The sequence below is a fragment of the Methylobacterium sp. Leaf93 genome (assembly GCF_001422345.1).
GTDB lineage: Bacteria > Pseudomonadota > Alphaproteobacteria > Rhizobiales > Beijerinckiaceae > Methylobacterium > Methylobacterium bullatum.
In genome coordinates this window covers 41,940-56,753 of the sequence record NZ_LMMS01000028.1, presented here as the reverse complement: position 1 = coordinate 56,753, position 14,814 = coordinate 41,940, and the positions used below count along the sequence as shown (strand labels likewise).

The 14,814-nt window shown below is 64.8% G+C and carries 14 protein-coding genes; 9 read left to right on the top strand and 5 right to left on the bottom strand.

Annotated elements, in window-relative coordinates; genetic code table 11:
- Positions 1–21 precede the first annotated feature (21 nt).
- From fdhD to ASF26_RS17985, 5 genes are all read right to left on the bottom strand, one after another.
- Complete coding sequence (gene fdhD / locus ASF26_RS18005; protein ID WP_056257142.1) at positions 22–879, bottom strand: formate dehydrogenase accessory sulfurtransferase FdhD; 858 nt, start codon at positions 877–879, stop codon at positions 22–24.
- On the bottom strand, positions 866–3,727 hold the full coding sequence (fdhF, locus tag ASF26_RS18000) for a formate dehydrogenase subunit alpha (protein WP_056257139.1): 2,862 nt from the start codon (positions 3,725–3,727) through the stop codon (positions 866–868). Before fdhF ends, fdhD begins: the two co-directional genes overlap by 14 nt.
- Before the next feature lie 13 nt (positions 3,728–3,740).
- Positions 3,741–5,300: a formate dehydrogenase beta subunit gene (locus tag ASF26_RS17995; RefSeq protein WP_056257135.1), complete on the bottom strand. Its 1,560-nt coding sequence runs from the start codon at positions 5,298–5,300 to the stop codon at positions 3,741–3,743.
- Complete coding sequence (locus ASF26_RS17990) at positions 5,297–5,770, bottom strand: formate dehydrogenase subunit gamma (RefSeq protein WP_056257132.1); 474 nt, start codon at positions 5,768–5,770, stop codon at positions 5,297–5,299. Before ASF26_RS17990 ends, ASF26_RS17995 begins: the two co-directional genes overlap by 4 nt.
- Positions 5,771–5,922: 152 nt before the next feature.
- Complete coding sequence (locus ASF26_RS17985) at positions 5,923–6,831, bottom strand: LysR family transcriptional regulator (protein ID WP_018044995.1); 909 nt, start codon at positions 6,829–6,831, stop codon at positions 5,923–5,925.
- A gap of 423 nt (positions 6,832–7,254) precedes the next feature.
- Here ASF26_RS17985 and coxB point away from each other — a divergent pair, with 423 nt between their 5' ends.
- The 9 genes from coxB to ASF26_RS17940 all read left to right on the top strand — a co-directional run bounded on the left by coxB (position 7,255) and on the right by ASF26_RS17940 (position 14,651).
- On the top strand, positions 7,255–8,106 hold the full coding sequence (gene coxB, locus ASF26_RS17980) for a cytochrome c oxidase subunit II (RefSeq protein ID WP_056257123.1): 852 nt from the start codon (positions 7,255–7,257) through the stop codon (positions 8,104–8,106).
- Positions 8,107–8,213: 107 nt separating this feature from the next.
- A complete protein-coding gene (gene ctaD, locus ASF26_RS17975) occupies positions 8,214–9,842 on the top strand; it encodes a cytochrome c oxidase subunit I (protein ID WP_027172193.1) in 1,629 nt (542 codons plus the stop codon).
- 198 nt (positions 9,843–10,040) lie between these two features.
- A complete protein-coding gene (locus tag ASF26_RS17970) occupies positions 10,041–11,003 on the top strand; it encodes a heme o synthase (protein ID WP_056257119.1) in 963 nt (320 codons plus the stop codon).
- A 5-nt stretch (positions 11,004–11,008) separates the two neighbouring features.
- Complete coding sequence (locus ASF26_RS22960) at positions 11,009–11,173, top strand: hypothetical protein (protein WP_162240230.1); 165 nt, start codon at positions 11,009–11,011, stop codon at positions 11,171–11,173.
- 43 nt (positions 11,174–11,216) lie between these two features.
- A complete protein-coding gene (locus tag ASF26_RS17960; protein WP_056257114.1) occupies positions 11,217–11,831 on the top strand; it encodes a cytochrome c oxidase assembly protein in 615 nt (204 codons plus the stop codon).
- A 164-nt stretch (positions 11,832–11,995) separates the two neighbouring features.
- Positions 11,996–12,847, top strand: coding sequence for a cytochrome c oxidase subunit 3 (locus ASF26_RS17955; protein ID WP_056257111.1), 852 nt, complete (start codon positions 11,996–11,998; stop codon positions 12,845–12,847).
- A 140-nt stretch (positions 12,848–12,987) separates the two neighbouring features.
- On the top strand, positions 12,988–13,356 hold the full coding sequence (locus ASF26_RS17950; RefSeq protein ID WP_056257108.1) for a DUF983 domain-containing protein: 369 nt from the start codon (positions 12,988–12,990) through the stop codon (positions 13,354–13,356).
- Complete coding sequence (locus ASF26_RS17945) at positions 13,356–14,132, top strand: SURF1 family protein (RefSeq protein WP_056257102.1); 777 nt, start codon at positions 13,356–13,358, stop codon at positions 14,130–14,132. Before ASF26_RS17950 ends, ASF26_RS17945 begins: the two co-directional genes overlap by 1 nt.
- Positions 14,133–14,228: 96 nt before the next feature.
- Positions 14,229–14,651, top strand: a complete 423-nt coding sequence (locus ASF26_RS17940; protein ID WP_056257098.1) for a DUF4864 domain-containing protein — start codon at positions 14,229–14,231, stop codon at positions 14,649–14,651.
- Positions 14,652–14,814 lie beyond the last annotated feature (163 nt).

Below are 14,814 nucleotides of genomic sequence, written 5' to 3'. Positions count from 1 at the left end.
GGTGAAGGGGGCCGCGCGCCTCTAGCGCTCGGCGGCAAGGAGAAGGCGTTCCCGGCCGGTGAAGACCGTGAGGGTGTCCGACCGGGCGATGGCGCAGAGCGTCATGTCGTGCAGGCGCGCCCGTTCGATGGCCAGCGATGTCGGGGCCGAGATCGCCACCAGGACCGCAGCACCGAAGGTCGCGGCCTTCTCGACCATCTCGAACGAACAGCGGCTGGTGATGACGACGAACCCCTCGCGCGGGTCGGTCCGCTCCCGCATCAGCGCGCCGATCAGCTTGTCGAGCCCGTTATGCCGGCCGACATCCTCGCGCACGGCGAGAAGGTTGCCCCCGGGATCCGCCCAAGCCGCCGCATGGACGGCGCGGGTCGTGTGGTTGAGAAGCTGCGCATCGCCCATTTCGAGCAGGGCGCGCTGGATCGATTCGATCCCGACCGCCTGCATAGCATGAGCACGCGGCTCCGCCTTGGGCAGGGCCGCAAGGTCGTCGATCCCGCAGACACCGCATCCGGTACGCCCGGAAATGGCGCGTTTCCGGGCAAGGTGCTCGCGCAACCGCCCCGGTGCGAGATCGACCATCAGACGCAATCCCCCGTCTCCGTCCTCGACCTGGACGGACCTGATCTCGTCGGCGGACTCGACGATTCCCTCGGTGAGGCTGAAACCGTAGGCGAAATCCACGAGGTCGGACGGGGTCGTCATCATGACCGCGTAGGGCACGCTGCCATAGACGAGGTTGACGGGCATCTCGACGGCAAGATCGCGATGCCCTTCGCGGGCCATGGGATCGTCGTAGGCCACGACCAGGGTCGGTACACGCCGGCTCGTCGGAGCCGGCGTGTCGCTATCGTTCAGATCGTTCCGTTCACTCGGCAGCATTCAATTGCGTCGCGATTCTCGTGAGCGAGAAGTCCTCCTCGAAGAACTTAGCTTGCCAATCCGACGGACGGTTGGTCCGCCGCACCTGCACCGCCGTCACCTTATACTCAGGGCAGTTGGTGGCCCAGTCCGAGAAGTCGGTGGTGATGACGTTGGCGCCGGTCTTGGCGTGGTGGAAGGTGGTGTAGACCACGCCCGGCTGCATGCGCTCGGAGACGATCGCTTTGAGGGCGATGTCGCCGGAACGGCTCTCCAGGGCCACCAGATCGCCGTGGACGATGCCGCGCACCTCCGCGTCGAACGGGTGGATCTCCAGCACGTCCTCCTCGTGCCAGCGCGAGTTCTCCGTGCGGCGGGTCTGTGCGCCGACATTGTACTGCGACAGGATGCGGCCGGTGGTGAGGATGAGCGGGAAGCGCGGGCCGGTGCGCTCCTCGGTGGCCACGTACTCGGTGATCATGAACTTGCCGAGACCGCGCACGAACCGGTCCACGTGCATCATCGGCGTGCCGTTGGGAGCGGCGTCGTTGCACGGCCACTGGATCGAGCCGAGCTCGTCGAGCTTGGCGAAGCTCACGCCCTTGAAGCTCGGGGTGAGCGAGGCGATCTCGTCCATGATCTCGCTGGGATGCGAGTAGTTCATCGGGTAGCCCAGCGCGTTGGAGAGCAGGATCGTGCCCTCCCAATCGCCGTAGCCGGCCAGCGGCGGCATCACCTTGCGGACGCGGCTGATGCGCCGCTCGGCATTGGTGAAGGTGCCGTCCTTCTCGAGGAACGACGCGCCCGGCAGGAAAACGTGGGCGTATTTCGCAGTCTCGTTCAGGAAGATGTCCTGGACGACAATGCATTCCATCGCCATCAGGCCGGCGGTGACGTGGTGCGTGTCGGGGTCGGACTGAGCGATGTCCTCGCCCTGGATGTACATGCCCTTGAAGGCGCCATCGACGGCTTCGTCGAGCATGTTGGTGATGCGCAGGCCCGGATCCTTGTCGAGCTGGACGCCCCACAGGGATTCGAAGGTCTCGCGGGTAGCATCGTCCGACACGTGGCGGTAGCCCGGCAGCTCGTGCGGGAACGAGCCCATGTCACAGGAGCCCTGGACGTTGTTCTGGCCGCGCAGCGGATTCACGCCTGCGCCCAGCATGCCGATATTGCCGGTGGCCATGGCGATGTTGGCCATGCCCATGACCATGGTCGAGCCCTGGCTGTGCTCGGTGACGCCCAGACCGTAATAGATGCCGGCTGCTCCGCCGGTGGCGTAGAGGCGGGCGGCACCCCGGATGTCCTCGGGGTTCACGCCGATCTTGTCGGCCTGTGCCTCCGGCGAATGACGCTCCTCGGCGATGAATCGAGCCCAGGATTCGAAGTCGCCGAGATCGCAGCGCTCGCGGACATAGGCCTCGTCGATGAGCCCTTCGGTGACGATGACGTGCGCCATCGCGTTGATGAAGGCGACGTTGGAGCCGGGCTTCAGCGGCAGGTGGTAATCGGCCTCGATATGGGGCGACTTCACCAGGTCGATCTTGCGCGGATCGGCGACGATGAGCTTGGCGCCCTCACGCAGGCGCTTCTTCATCCGCGAGCCGAAGACCGGGTGACCATCCGTCGGGTTCGCGCCGATGACGAGGATCACGTCGGAATGCGCCACCGAGGCGAAGTCCTGCGTGCCGGCGGAGGTGCCGAGCGTCGACATCAGGCCGTAGCCCGTGGGCGAATGGCAGACGCGGGCGCAGGTATCGACGTTGTTGTTGCCGAAGGCGGCGCGCACGAGCTTCTGGACGAGGTAGGCCTCCTCGTTGGTGCAGCGTGACGAGGTGATGCCGCCCACCGAATCCTTGCCGTACTTGGCTTGGATGCGCTTGAACTCAGACGCGGCGCGATCGATCGCGACCTCCCACGACACTTCCTGCCAGGGGTCCGTGATCTTGTCGCGGATCATCGGCTTGGTGATGCGGTCTTTGTGGGTGGCGTAACCGTAGGCGAAGCGGCCCTTGACGCAGCTATGGCCCTCGTTGGCCTTGCCGTCCTTGTATGGGACCATCCGGACGATGCGGGTACCCTGCATCTCGGCCTTGAACGAGCAACCGACGCCGCAATAGGCGCAGGTGGTGACCTCGGAATGGTCCGGCTGACCATGCTCGATGATCGACTTCTCCTGAAGCGTCGCCGTGGGGCAGGCCTGGACGCAGGCGCCACAGGACACGCATTCGGAATTGAAGAAATCGGTGGGGCCGGCAGCCACGCGGCTGTCGAAGCCACGGCCCGAAATCGTGAGCGCGAAGGTGCCCTGCGTCTCCTCGCAAGCGCGGACGCAGCGATTGCAGACGATGCACTTCGACGGATCGTAGGTGAAATACGGGTTCGACGTATCCTTGGCCAGGTACTGGTCCGAGGAGGGTTTGACGTGGTTGGCGCCGTCATAGCCGTAGCGCACGTCGCGCAGGCCGACCGCGCCGGCCATGTCCTGCAACTCGCAATCGCCGTTGGCGGCACAGGTCAGGCAGTCGAGGGGGTGATCGGAGATGTAGAGCTCCATCACGCCCTTGCGGAGCTTGGCGAGCTTGTCCGTCTGGGTCGAGACGACCATGCCGTTCTCGGCCGGGGTGGTGCAGGAGGCGGGTGTTCCGCGTCGCCCCTCGATCTCCACGAGGCAGAGGCGGCAGGAGCCGAAGGCTTCCAGCGAATCGGTGGCGCAGAGCTTGGGGATCGCCGTGCCGGCATGCATCGCCGCCGCCATCACCGAAGTGCCGGCCGGAACGGTGACGCTCATGCCGTCGATAGTGAGGGTGACGGTCTGCTCCGATATGCGGATCGGGGTGCCGTAATCGATCTCTTTGATGAGGGCCATGGGTCGCGCCTCCTTATTCAGCGGCCACGGACATCGGTCCGCGCTGCTGGAAATCCTCGGGGAAATGGGTGATCGCGCTCATGACGGGCATCGGTGTGAGGCCCCCCATGGCGCAGAGCGACCCATCGGTCATGACGTCGCAAAGGTCGGCCACGACGGCGAGATTCTCGGTGGGACGGATGCCGGCGATGACCTTGTCCATGGTCTCGACGCCGCGCGTCGCGCCGATGCGGCAGGGGGTGCACTTGCCGCAGGATTCCACCGCGCAGAACTCGAAGGCGAAGCGGGCCTGCTTGGCCATGTCCACGGTGTCGTCGAACACGACGATGCCGCCATGGCCGACGAGGCCCTTCTTGGCCGCCATCGCCTCGTAATCGAGGGGCGTGTCGAGGAGATGGTCGGGGAAGTAGGCCCCGAGCGGGCCGCCGACCTGTACGGCCCGCACCGGACGGCCGCTCTGCGTTCCGCCGCCGAAATCCTCGATGATCTCGCGCAGGGTGATGCCGAAGGCGAACTCGATGAGGCCGCCATGCTTGATGTTACCGGCGAGCTGGATCGCCAGCGTGCCGAGCGAACGGCCCATGCCGTAATCGGCATAGGCCTTGGCGCCGTGCTCCAGGATGTAGGGCACGGCGGTGAATGTCATCACGTTGTTGACGAGGGTCGGCTGACCGAGGAAGCCCTTGAGTGCCGGGATCGGCGGCTTGGCGCGGACGATGCCGCGACGACCCTCCAGGCTCTCCAGCAGAGAGGTTTCCTCGCCGCAGATATAGGCGCCGGCGCCCAAGCGCACTTCAAGATGGAAGGCCTTGCCCGAGCCCGCCACGTTCTCGCCGAGATAGCCGGCGGCCCGGGCGTTGACGATCGCTTCCTTGAGCGTCGCGAAGGCCTGGGGATATTCGGACCGCAGATAGATGTAGCCGCGCGTGGCGCCCGTCGCGATGCCCGCGATGGTCATGCCCTCGATGAGGTTGAAGGGGTCGCCCTCCATCATCATCCGGTCTGCGAAGGTGCCGGAATCGCCCTCGTCGGCATTGCAGACGACGTATTTCTGCTCGGACTGGGCGAGCATCACCGTGTTCCACTTGATGCCGGCGGGGAAGCCGGCACCACCGCGTCCGCGCAGGCCGGAATCGCGCACCTGCGCCACGATGCCGGCGGCATCGAGCTTCAGCGCGGCATCCAGCCCGTTATAGCCGCCATGCGCCCGGTAATCCTCCACCGAGACGGGATTGATCACACCGCAGCGATGGAAGGTGAGGCGCTGCTGACGGGCGAGATAGGGCATCTCCTCGGGCTTGCCGAGGCGAAGGGCATGCTCGCCGCCATTCACCAGGCCGGCATCGAGAAGGCTGTCGACATCGCCGGGCGTGACGGGACCGTAGGCGATGCGGCCCTCCGGAGTCGCGACCTCGACCATGGGCTCCAGCCACAGCATCCCGCGCGAGCCCGTGCGGACGATGGTGACGTCGAGGCCGCGGCGCTCGGCGCCGGCGAAGATCGCGCGGGCGACACGGTTGGCGCCGAGACCGAGGGCGACGGCGTCGCGCGGGACATAGATGGTGATGCTCACGACTTCATCTCCGTGAGGGCCGATTCCAGGGAATCGGCGGTGAGGCGCGCGAGCGGTTCGTCGTCAACCAACGCGCCCGGACCGTTGGCACAGAGCCCGAGGCAATAGACCGGCTCCACAGTGATCTGACCGTCCGAAGTCGTCCCGTGCCAATCGATGCCGAGGCGGGCGAGGATGTCGGCGTGGAGGGCGTCCGATCCCATGGCCTGGCAGGCCTCGGCGCGGCACAGCTTCACCTGGTGCTTGCCCGAGGGCGCGCGGCGGAAGTCGTGATAGAACGTGATGCAGCCGTGAACCTCGGCCCGGGACAGGTTCAGCGCATCCGCGATCAGCGGCACCGCGCCCTCGTCCACGTAACCGAAGGTCTCCTGCAAGGCGTGAAGAATGGGGAGCGTGGCGCCTTCGAGATGCGTATGGTCGGCGATGATGCCGGCCGCACGCTGCGCGCTCCAGGGCTCGTGCTGCAGCATTGTTCCTACCTAGTGAACTTGTTGTCGTTCCAAGGTGGTATATCTCCGAACGTGAATCAATCGCGCGGTTCGGTCGGTCGACAATGCTTTTTTGTTATAATTCTATTGTGCGCTGCAAAAGGACAGCGTGACGAGGGAGATGAGAATGCGCGTTAGAGCGAAGCGATGTCGTCGGCGACTGTGGGAGCGATCGCCTGGGCCTCGACGATGAGCGCCGCGCAAAGGGGCGTCATCGGGTCCCGTTCCGGCACCACCAGCCCGATCATATGGCTGACATCGGGCTCACCGATCGGAACGGAGCGGACGCGCTCACTGAGGCGAAAGCTGTCGGCGAGGACAGCGGGCATGACGCTCGCCCATTTCGCCGTGCGGACATGGGTGAGCAGCACGATCATGGAGTTCGACTGGAGCAGCGGCGCGGCATCCCGCCCGGCATTGTGCAAGTGCCCGTCGATGATGCGGCGGTTCTGCATGTCCGGCGTGAGCAGACACAGGGGCAGACGACCGACCTCCTCCCAGCTGACCGAATCCCTCTTGCCGTAGACGCCGTCGATGGCCGTGAGCAGGCGGTAGCGCTCGCGGTAGAGCGGCACCGCGATGACTTTCCCGAGGGGCTCGTTCTCCAGATAGGTGATTCCGGCATCGATCTCGTGGTCGGCGATCAATCGGCCGATCTCGCCGGAGGTCGTCGAGTGGACGGAGAACCGCACGTCGGGATGGCGGGCACGGAAGGGCGTCGTCAACGAGGCGACGATGGGCGTCGCGGTGGGAACCGCCGCGAGCCGCAGGGTGCCCGACAAACCCCGGCGCAAGCTGGCCACTTCTTCTCGCATGGCGCGCGCGTCGCCGACGATCCGGCGTGCCCAATCGAGGACGCGCTCACCTTCGGGGGTGAACCCCTGGAAGCGGGACCCGCGCTCCACCAATAGGACGCCGAGCCGCTCCTCGAGCTGCTTTACCCCGGCCGAGAGGGTCTGCTGAGACACGTTGCAGAATTGCGCCGCTCGGCCGAAATGCCGCTCGCGGGCCAAGGCAAGGAGGAATTCGAGACGCTCGATCACCGCCGGGACCTAATCGTGTTCATCCCCGTTCCGGCCTCCGGCGCGCTCGAAACCTGGACGAGCACACGCATCCTCGCATGGGATCAGGCCCCCTCCATAGCGGGAACGGCGCTATACTGGCGATGGATTCACCCCCGAAGACCGCCGTAAGATAAATTTAAGTTTGCCGCCGAGCAAAATCGCTTTGAACCCCGCTCGTCATTCGGGCTCCCTTCGGCCTGCACTACGGGGAAAGCCACATCCATGCGACGCTGTTGCGGTTGCGCCGCCGACCTCCATGTGGTCTGACACCGGCAATGCCAGCCCGAAATACGTGATCGAGGCTTGCCTTTCCCGTTGAGCGAGGACTTGCGCGCGACGTCAAAAGTCGCAAGACGCTGCGGGACGACGTAGAACGATACCAAGGGGAGCCACGAGAGGCACATGCGGACCACGCAGGCGCAACACCGGTCATCATGGGGACTTGCTGCGGGCGCTTTTGCTGCGCTCGGCACCGCCCTCGTATCTACAGCCGCTCTGGCGGCGGGCATCGGCCAGCCCGAGCCGTGGCAGATGGACCGTCAGGTCGCCGTCACCGAGAACGCGCGGGACATCCACACGTTCGAGCAGGGGATGCACTGGCTCTCCTTCGGCATCTCGGCCTTCGTGCTGGGCCTGATCGTCTATTGCATCATCAAGTTCAACGCGAAGGCGAACCCGGTCCCGTCCAAGACCACCCACAACACCATGATCGAGATCGCCTGGACCATCGTCCCGGTGCTGATCCTGGTGGCGGTGGCCATCCCCTCGTTCCGCCTGCTGCGCACACAGCTCTCGGACCCCAAGGCCGACGTCATCATCAAGGTGATCGGCCATGCCTGGTACTGGTCCTACGAGTACCCGGCCGTGGAGAATGGCGGCGGCTTCACCTTCGATGCCAATATCGACGAAGAGAAGCAGCCCAAGCTGCTGGGCACCGACAACGACATGGTCGTTCCGGTGAACAAGATCGTGAAGATCCAGGTGACCGCGGCCGACGTGCTGCATTCCTGGGCGATGCCATCCTTCGGCTTCAAGATCGATGCGATCCCCGGTCGCCTGAATCAGTTCTGGTTTAAGGCCGAGCGTGAGGGCACCTATCACGGCCAGTGCTCGGAGCTCTGCGGTGCCCGTCACGCCTATATGCCCATCACCGTGCAGGTCGTGAGCGACGAGGCCTATGCCGCCTGGCTCGCCGAAGGGAAGACCAAGTTCGCCCGCCTCGACGACGGTTCGAAGTTCGCAGAAGCCAAGTAGCGGCTTTTTCCGGCGCCGCCCGACGGCACCGGCTGGACCGACTCCTGATCGGGTCGGTCCATTCGCAAATCGAGAGATTTAGAGAAACCTGAACAGGGTCTGCAACGATGGCAACCGCCACAGCACAATCAGGGCATCACGACGCCCACGCCTCCCATACGCCGTCCTTCTTCGCCCGTTGGTTCCTGTCGACCAACCATAAGGACATCGGCACCCTCTACCTCCTGTTCGCGTTCTGCGCGGGCATCATCGGCGCGTTCCTTTCCTTCGGCATCCGCATGGAGATGGAAGAGCCCGGCCTGCAGTACTTCTCGAATCCCGGCACCTACAACGTGTTCGTGACCGGCCACGGCCTCATCATGGTATTCTTCATGGTGATGCCGGCGCTGATCGGCGGCTTCGGCAACTGGTTCGTGCCCCTCATGATCGGCGCGCCCGACATGGCGTTCCCGCGCATGAACAACATCTCGTTCTGGCTCACCGTCGCCGGCTTCGCGAGCCTCGTCTGCTCGCTGTTCGTCGAAGGTGCCCCCGGAACCAGCGGTGCCGGTACGGGCTGGACCGTCTACCCGCCGCTCTCCACCTCCGGCCATCCCGGTCCCTCTGTCGATTTCGCGATCTTCGCCCTCCACCTTTCCGGTGCCGGCTCGATCCTCGGCGCCATCAACTTCATCACCACCATCCTGAACATGCGCGCGCCGGGCATGACCCTGCACAAGATGCCGCTGTTCGCCTGGGCCGAGCTGGTGACCGCGTTCCTGCTGCTTCTGTCGCTCCCGGTCCTCGCCGGCGCGATCACGATGCTGCTTACGGACCGCAACTTCGGCACGACCTTCTTCGATCCGGCCGGCGGTGGTGATCCGGTGCTCTACCAGCACCTGTTCTGGTTCTTCGGCCACCCCGAAGTGTACATCATGATCCTGCCGGCCTTCGGCATCGTCTCCCACATCATCTCGACCTTCTCGCGCAAGCCCGTGTTCGGCTACCTCGCCATGGCCTACGCCATGGTCGCCATCGGCGTCGTCGGCTTCGTCGTGTGGGCTCACCACATGTACACCGTCGGCCTGTCGCTCCAGACGCAGTCCTACTTCGTCTTCGCGACCATGGTCATCGCGGTGCCCACCGGCGTGAAGATCTTCTCGTGGATCGCGACTATGTGGGGCGGCTCGATCCGCTTCACCGCCGCCATGCACTGGGCGGTCGGCTTCATCTTCCTCTTCACGGTCGGCGGCGTCACCGGCGTCGTGCTGGCGAACTCGGCGGTCGATAAGTACCTCCACGACACCTATTATGTCGTCGCGCACTTCCACTACGTGCTGTCGCTCGGCGCCGTGTTCATCATCTTCGCCGGTGTCTACTACTGGTTCCCGAAGATGACCGGCTACGTCATCCCGGAATGGGCCGGCAAGCTGCACTTCTGGCTGGCCTTCATCGGCGCGAACGTCCTGTTCTTCCCGATGCACTTCCTGGGTCTCGCCGGCATGCCGCGTCGTTACGCCGACTACCCGGAAGCCTTCGCCGGCTGGCACAAGGTCTCCACCTGGGGCGGTCATATCTTCGCTCTCGGCATGGTGGTGTTCTTCATCGGCGTCGTCCTCGCCTTCCGTTCGAAGGTCCGCGCTGCAGACAATCCGTGGGGCGAAGGCGCCACCACCCTCGAGTGGACGCTCTCCTCACCGCCGCCCTTCCACCAGTTCGAGACGCTGCCGACCATCGTCGATGACCACGGTCACTGAGGCACTGCAGTCTTCACGATCGCGATCGGCTCCGAAATTGCGATTGTTCTAAAACGACACTAGGGATTGCGAGGATCGCGTGAGCGGTCCTCGCTCTTTACCGGATGCCCCTCTTCACCGAGCGACATCCCGCAAAGGGCGGCGCCAGAGACGGCGTGATCCGAATTCCGGCCATACCGACAACAGTATCGGGACACCATGACGAGCCTGTCGAACAGCGTCTCCGCTGCCGCCGAGCCGCACGATTTCGCGCCGACCCCGATGATGGTCGGCGGTGAGGTCGCGGATTTCTTCGCACTCCTGAAGCCGCGCGTGATGGTGCTGGTGATCTTCACCGCCCTCGTCGGCATGGTGGTCTCGCACGTTCACATCCAGCCCGTCGTAGGCGTGATCTCGCTCCTGATGATCGCGGTGGGTGCCGGCGCCTCCGGCTGCCTCAACATGTGGTGGGATGCCGATATCGACGCGGTCATGACCCGCACCGCGACCCGCCCGATTCCCGGCGGCCGCATCCAACCCGGCGAGGCCCTCGCCTTCGGCGTCGTCCTGTCGGTGGGCTCGGTGCTGGTCCTCGGCCTCGCCTCGAACTGGCTCGCCGCTTCGCTCCTGGCCTTCACGATCGTCTTCTATGCGGTCGTCTATTCCATGTGGCTGAAGCGGGCGACGCCGCAGAACATCGTCATCGGCGGCGCCGCCGGCGCCCTGCCCCCGATGATCGGTCAGGCCGCCGTGTCGGGATCGGTGGGCATCGAATCGACGATCCTGTTCCTCATCATCTTCATCTGGACGCCGCCGCATTTCTGGGCGCTCGCGCTCATCAAGGCCGGCGAATACGCCAAGGCCGGCATCCCGATGATGCCCAACGTCGCCGGACCGCAATCCACCCGCCGCCAGATCATCTACTACTCGATCCTGCTGTTCCCGGTGGGCCTCGCCCCGGTGTTCCTCGGTTTCGGCGGCTGGCTTTACGGCGTCACCGCCTTCATCGGCGGTCTCGGGATGCTGGCCTTCAGCGTCCATGTCTATCGCAACCGCGAGGGCGAGGCGGAACGCAAGGCCGCCCTCGGCATGTTCGGCTTCTCCATCCTCTACCTGTTCCTGCTGTTCTCGGCGGTCCTGGCAGAGCAGGGCCTCGGCCTCTACCGCGCGGTGCTCGCGTGACCTCGATGCCGGAGAAATCCACGCCGCCGCGGCGTCTGACGTCCGAGGAGCAGCAACGCCAGCGCAGGCGTTCCATCGCCATCGCGACGGTGTTGTTCGTCCTTGTGGCCATCTTCTACGCCCTGACCATCGCCAAGCTCGGACCGCAGATCCTCAACCGCCCGCTGTGACCTGATCGACCAGACCGTTCAGCGAAGAGAGTCGGACGTCATCATGACCGACATGCCAACCAAGCGAAGCAGCACGCCGAACCGCAAGGCTTCGGTCACCGCCCTCGCCTGCGCGGGTCTGGCTTTGAGCATGATCGGCCTCGCCTTCGCGTCGGCGCCGCTCTACGACATGTTCTGCAAGGCCACCGGCTATGACGGCACGCCGCGGGTCGGGCTCGCTCCCACTCAGGTCGCTATGGACGACAGCATGGTCGTCCATTTCGACACCAACGTCGCGTCGACCCTGCCCTGGCGCTTCGTCGCGGAGACGCCGAAGATCGAAGCGCGTCTGGGCGAGACGAAGACCGTGTTCTTCCGCGTCAAGAACACGGGGACGACCCCCTCGACGGGGATCGCGACCTACAATGTCCAGCCGGGGCTCATGGGCAGCTTCTTCGTGAAGATCCAGTGCTTCTGTTTCAACGAGCAGACGTTGCAGCCCGGCGAGACGATGGATTTCCCGGTGGTGTTCTACATTGATCCGGCCGTGCGCGCCGATTCGAACACCGCCCATCTGCAGGAACTGACGCTCTCCTACACCTACTTCGCGTCGAAGAACGGCCAGCCCTCGGCCGCCCTAGCGACGACCGACGGCAAGGGTGCGAAAACCAATTTCTGAGGCGGTCAAATTATTTGGCGGGACGCGTTTTCGACGCGCCAGATTTTTGAGGTCTCAAGCGTGACAACACTGCGCCGTCCCGATTAAGGGTTCCGGTGTAGCCGAACGTTCAGAAGGTCAAAGCCGTTCGCGGCATTGGGCCCGGGGTGAGGAGAAGAGTTAAGATGGCCGAGGCGCACGCCAAGAATCACGACTTCCATATCTTGAGCCCGAGCCCTTGGCCGCTGTTGGGTGCCTTCTCCGGCTTCCTCATGGCGTTCGGCGCCGTGTTCTGGATGAAGAGCCTGCAGATCGGCACGCTCAGCCCCGGCCCCTACATCTTCGGCGCCGGCACGATCGGCGTGCTCTACGTGATGTTCGCCTGGTGGCGTGACGTCGTTCACGAGGCGAATGCCGGCGACCATACGCGTGTCGTGCAGCTCCACCACCGCTACGGCATGATCATGTTCATCGCCTCCGAGGTGATGTTCTTCGCCGCCTGGTTCTGGGCTTATTTCGAGGCGGCGCTCTACACCGCCGACCCGATCCAGACCACGCGCCTCGATTTCACCGGAGGCACCTGGCCGCCCAAGGGCATCGAGGCGTTCGATCCCTGGCATCTGCCGCTCCTCAACACCCTGATCCTGCTGACCTCCGGCACGACGATCACCTGGGCTCACCACGCTCTGCTGCACAATGACCGCAAGGGCCTGAAGTACGGCCTGTGGCTCACGATCATCCTCGGCGTGCTGTTCACGGCCTGCCAGGCCTACGAGTACAGCCACGCGCATTTTGGCTTCTCGGGCAGCATCTACTCGGCGACCTTCTTCATGGCGACGGGCTTCCACGGCGCTCACGTCATCATCGGCACGATCTTCCTCGCGATCTGCCTCTACCGGGTCTATCTCGGCCAGTTCACGGTCCAGCAGCATCTCGGCTTCGAGTTCGCCGCCTGGTACTGGCACTTCGTCGATGTGGTCTGGCTGTTCCTGTTCGCCTCGATCTACGTCTGGGGCGCCGGCACGGCGGCTCACTGACACGGGTTCCGTCTCATCGGGGCGTTGCGACACAGGTATGAGAATCAGGGCGGCGCGAGCCGCCCTTTTTCGTGCCATGACTTCCGGGAACCCCATATGGGGCGGATGGCGGATTCTCCCGTCGCCTAGGAGCAAGCATCGTGAACTCACGTCAGCCGCTACCGCCTCCGGTCCCCACCGGATTGCGCTGCCGCTGCCCCCGCTGCGGCAAGGGCGCGATGTTCGACGGCTTCCTGACGTTCCGACCGTCCTGCGAGGTCTGCAGCCTCGACTATTCGAACTTCAATTCCGGCGACGGTCCCGCCTTCTTCGTCATGTCCATCGTCGGCATCGTCGTCGTCGGGCTGGCGCTCTGGCTCGAGATCACCTTCGAGCCGCCGATCTGGGTCCATGCCGTGGTGGCCATCACCCTGTCGGTGGGGCTGAGCCTCGCCCTCGTGCGCCCGTTGAAGGGGATGCTGGCAGCACTTCAATTCGCCAATAAAGCCGAACAGGGGCGCTTTCGCTGATGCCCAAGCCTGTTCGTCCGGGCGCCGTGCGGGCGCTGGCCGCGCCCTCCATCGCCTCGCTGATCTGCTTGGCCATCCTGTTGAGCCTCGGTGTGTGGCAGTTGCATCGCAAGGGCGAGAAGGAGGCTCTGATCGGCCGCATCGTCGCCCGCTCGCGCGCCGAGCCCCCTGCCCCCCTCCCGGGCCGAAACGATTGGGATCCGGCGCGGGACGAGTTCGAGCGCGTGCGGGTGACGGGCACGCTGCTGAACGATCAGGAGACCCTGGTCCACGGTCTCGCGGCCGGTGCCGTGCCGGGTAAGGCTCTTCAGGGCTTCTACGTTCTGACACCGTTGAAGCGGGACGATGACGGCAGCGTCGTCATCGTCAACCGGGGTTTCGTGCCCACGGAGTTGAAGGATGCGGCGCGGCGCCAGCCGGGACAGGTCGCCGGATCGGTCACGATCACCGGGATGCTGCGCGGTCCTGAGATTCGGACCATGTTTGTGCCGCCGCCGGAGCCTGCCAAGGGAGAGTGGTTCCATCGCGACATCGATGGCATCGCTGCCGCAAGGGGGCTCACCGTGATGCCCTATCTCATCGAGGCGGATGCCACGCCGAACCCCGGCGGCTGGCCCAAGGGCGGACAGCTTCGAGTCGACCTTCCCAACAACCACATGCAATACGCCTTCACATGGTTCGGCATCGCCGCCTGCCTCGTCGGCGTCTTCGGCGTCTTCGCATGGAAACGTCTGTCGGAAGAGCGGGACGGCTCGGCCAGCAACCCGGCCACATAGGGAAGCCGACAGGGCTCGGGATCCGGGCTCGCTCTTGCCGACCGCACGCGTCGCGCTATCCTGATGGTGGACGCCCCCAATCGCGGAGTGTGGTCCATGCGCACCGTCCTCTCCCTGCTGATCGCTCTCACCTGTCTCGCTTCGGAACCGGCCCAGGCCACAGACGAAGCGGCGAAGCTCGCAGCCAAGGCGACTGTGGAGCGTCAGATCGAGGCGTTCCGCAAGGATGACGCGGCCACCGCCTATGCCCAGGCCGCCCCATCAATCCAGGGGATGTTCGCCTCGCCGGACACGTTCATCGAGATGGTCCGGAAGGGATACGGTGCCGTCTACCGCGCTCGCAGCTTCAACATCGACCGTGTCGAGGAAAGCGGCGAGGATGGTCTCAGCCTGGGCATGACGCTGCAGGACGAGAACGGCATCGACTGGACAGCGCTCTACAGCCTCGAAAAGCAGAGCGACGGCACTTGGAGGATCAATGGCTGCCGCCTCGTCAAGGCGCCCGGCGACACCGCATAAGTGAGGGCCAAGGCGGATGGTCTCGATCCGGCCTTTCCAGAAACTCGATAATCCGGCGGACGCGGCCGACTCGTTGACGGTCGAGCGATCACGCGCGAACTTATGATTTACGGCGAGGTCGGGAAACCCCGACGCTTCCGGATGGCAGGGCCATGTCGCTCCG

Coding starts and splice junctions, on each gene's coding strand:
- fdhD (WP_056257142.1), bottom strand. CDS start 879: ATGCTGCCGAGTGAACGGAACGATCTGAACGATAGCGACACGCCGGCT.
- fdhF (WP_056257139.1), bottom strand. CDS start 3,727: ATGGCCCTCATCAAAGAGATCGATTACGGCACCCCGATCCGCATATCG.
- ASF26_RS17990 (WP_056257132.1), bottom strand. CDS start 5,770: ATGCTGCAGCACGAGCCCTGGAGCGCGCAGCGTGCGGCCGGCATCATC.
- coxB (WP_056257123.1), top strand. CDS start 7,255: ATGCGGACCACGCAGGCGCAACACCGGTCATCATGGGGACTTGCTGCG.
- ctaD (WP_027172193.1), top strand. CDS start 8,214: ATGGCAACCGCCACAGCACAATCAGGGCATCACGACGCCCACGCCTCC.
- ASF26_RS17970 (WP_056257119.1), top strand. CDS start 10,041: ATGACGAGCCTGTCGAACAGCGTCTCCGCTGCCGCCGAGCCGCACGAT.
- ASF26_RS22960 (WP_162240230.1), top strand. CDS start 11,009: ATGCCGGAGAAATCCACGCCGCCGCGGCGTCTGACGTCCGAGGAGCAG.
- ASF26_RS17960 (WP_056257114.1), top strand. CDS start 11,217: ATGACCGACATGCCAACCAAGCGAAGCAGCACGCCGAACCGCAAGGCT.
- ASF26_RS17955 (WP_056257111.1), top strand. CDS start 11,996: ATGGCCGAGGCGCACGCCAAGAATCACGACTTCCATATCTTGAGCCCG.
- ASF26_RS17945 (WP_056257102.1), top strand. CDS start 13,356: ATGCCCAAGCCTGTTCGTCCGGGCGCCGTGCGGGCGCTGGCCGCGCCC.
- ASF26_RS17940 (WP_056257098.1), top strand. CDS start 14,229: ATGCGCACCGTCCTCTCCCTGCTGATCGCTCTCACCTGTCTCGCTTCG.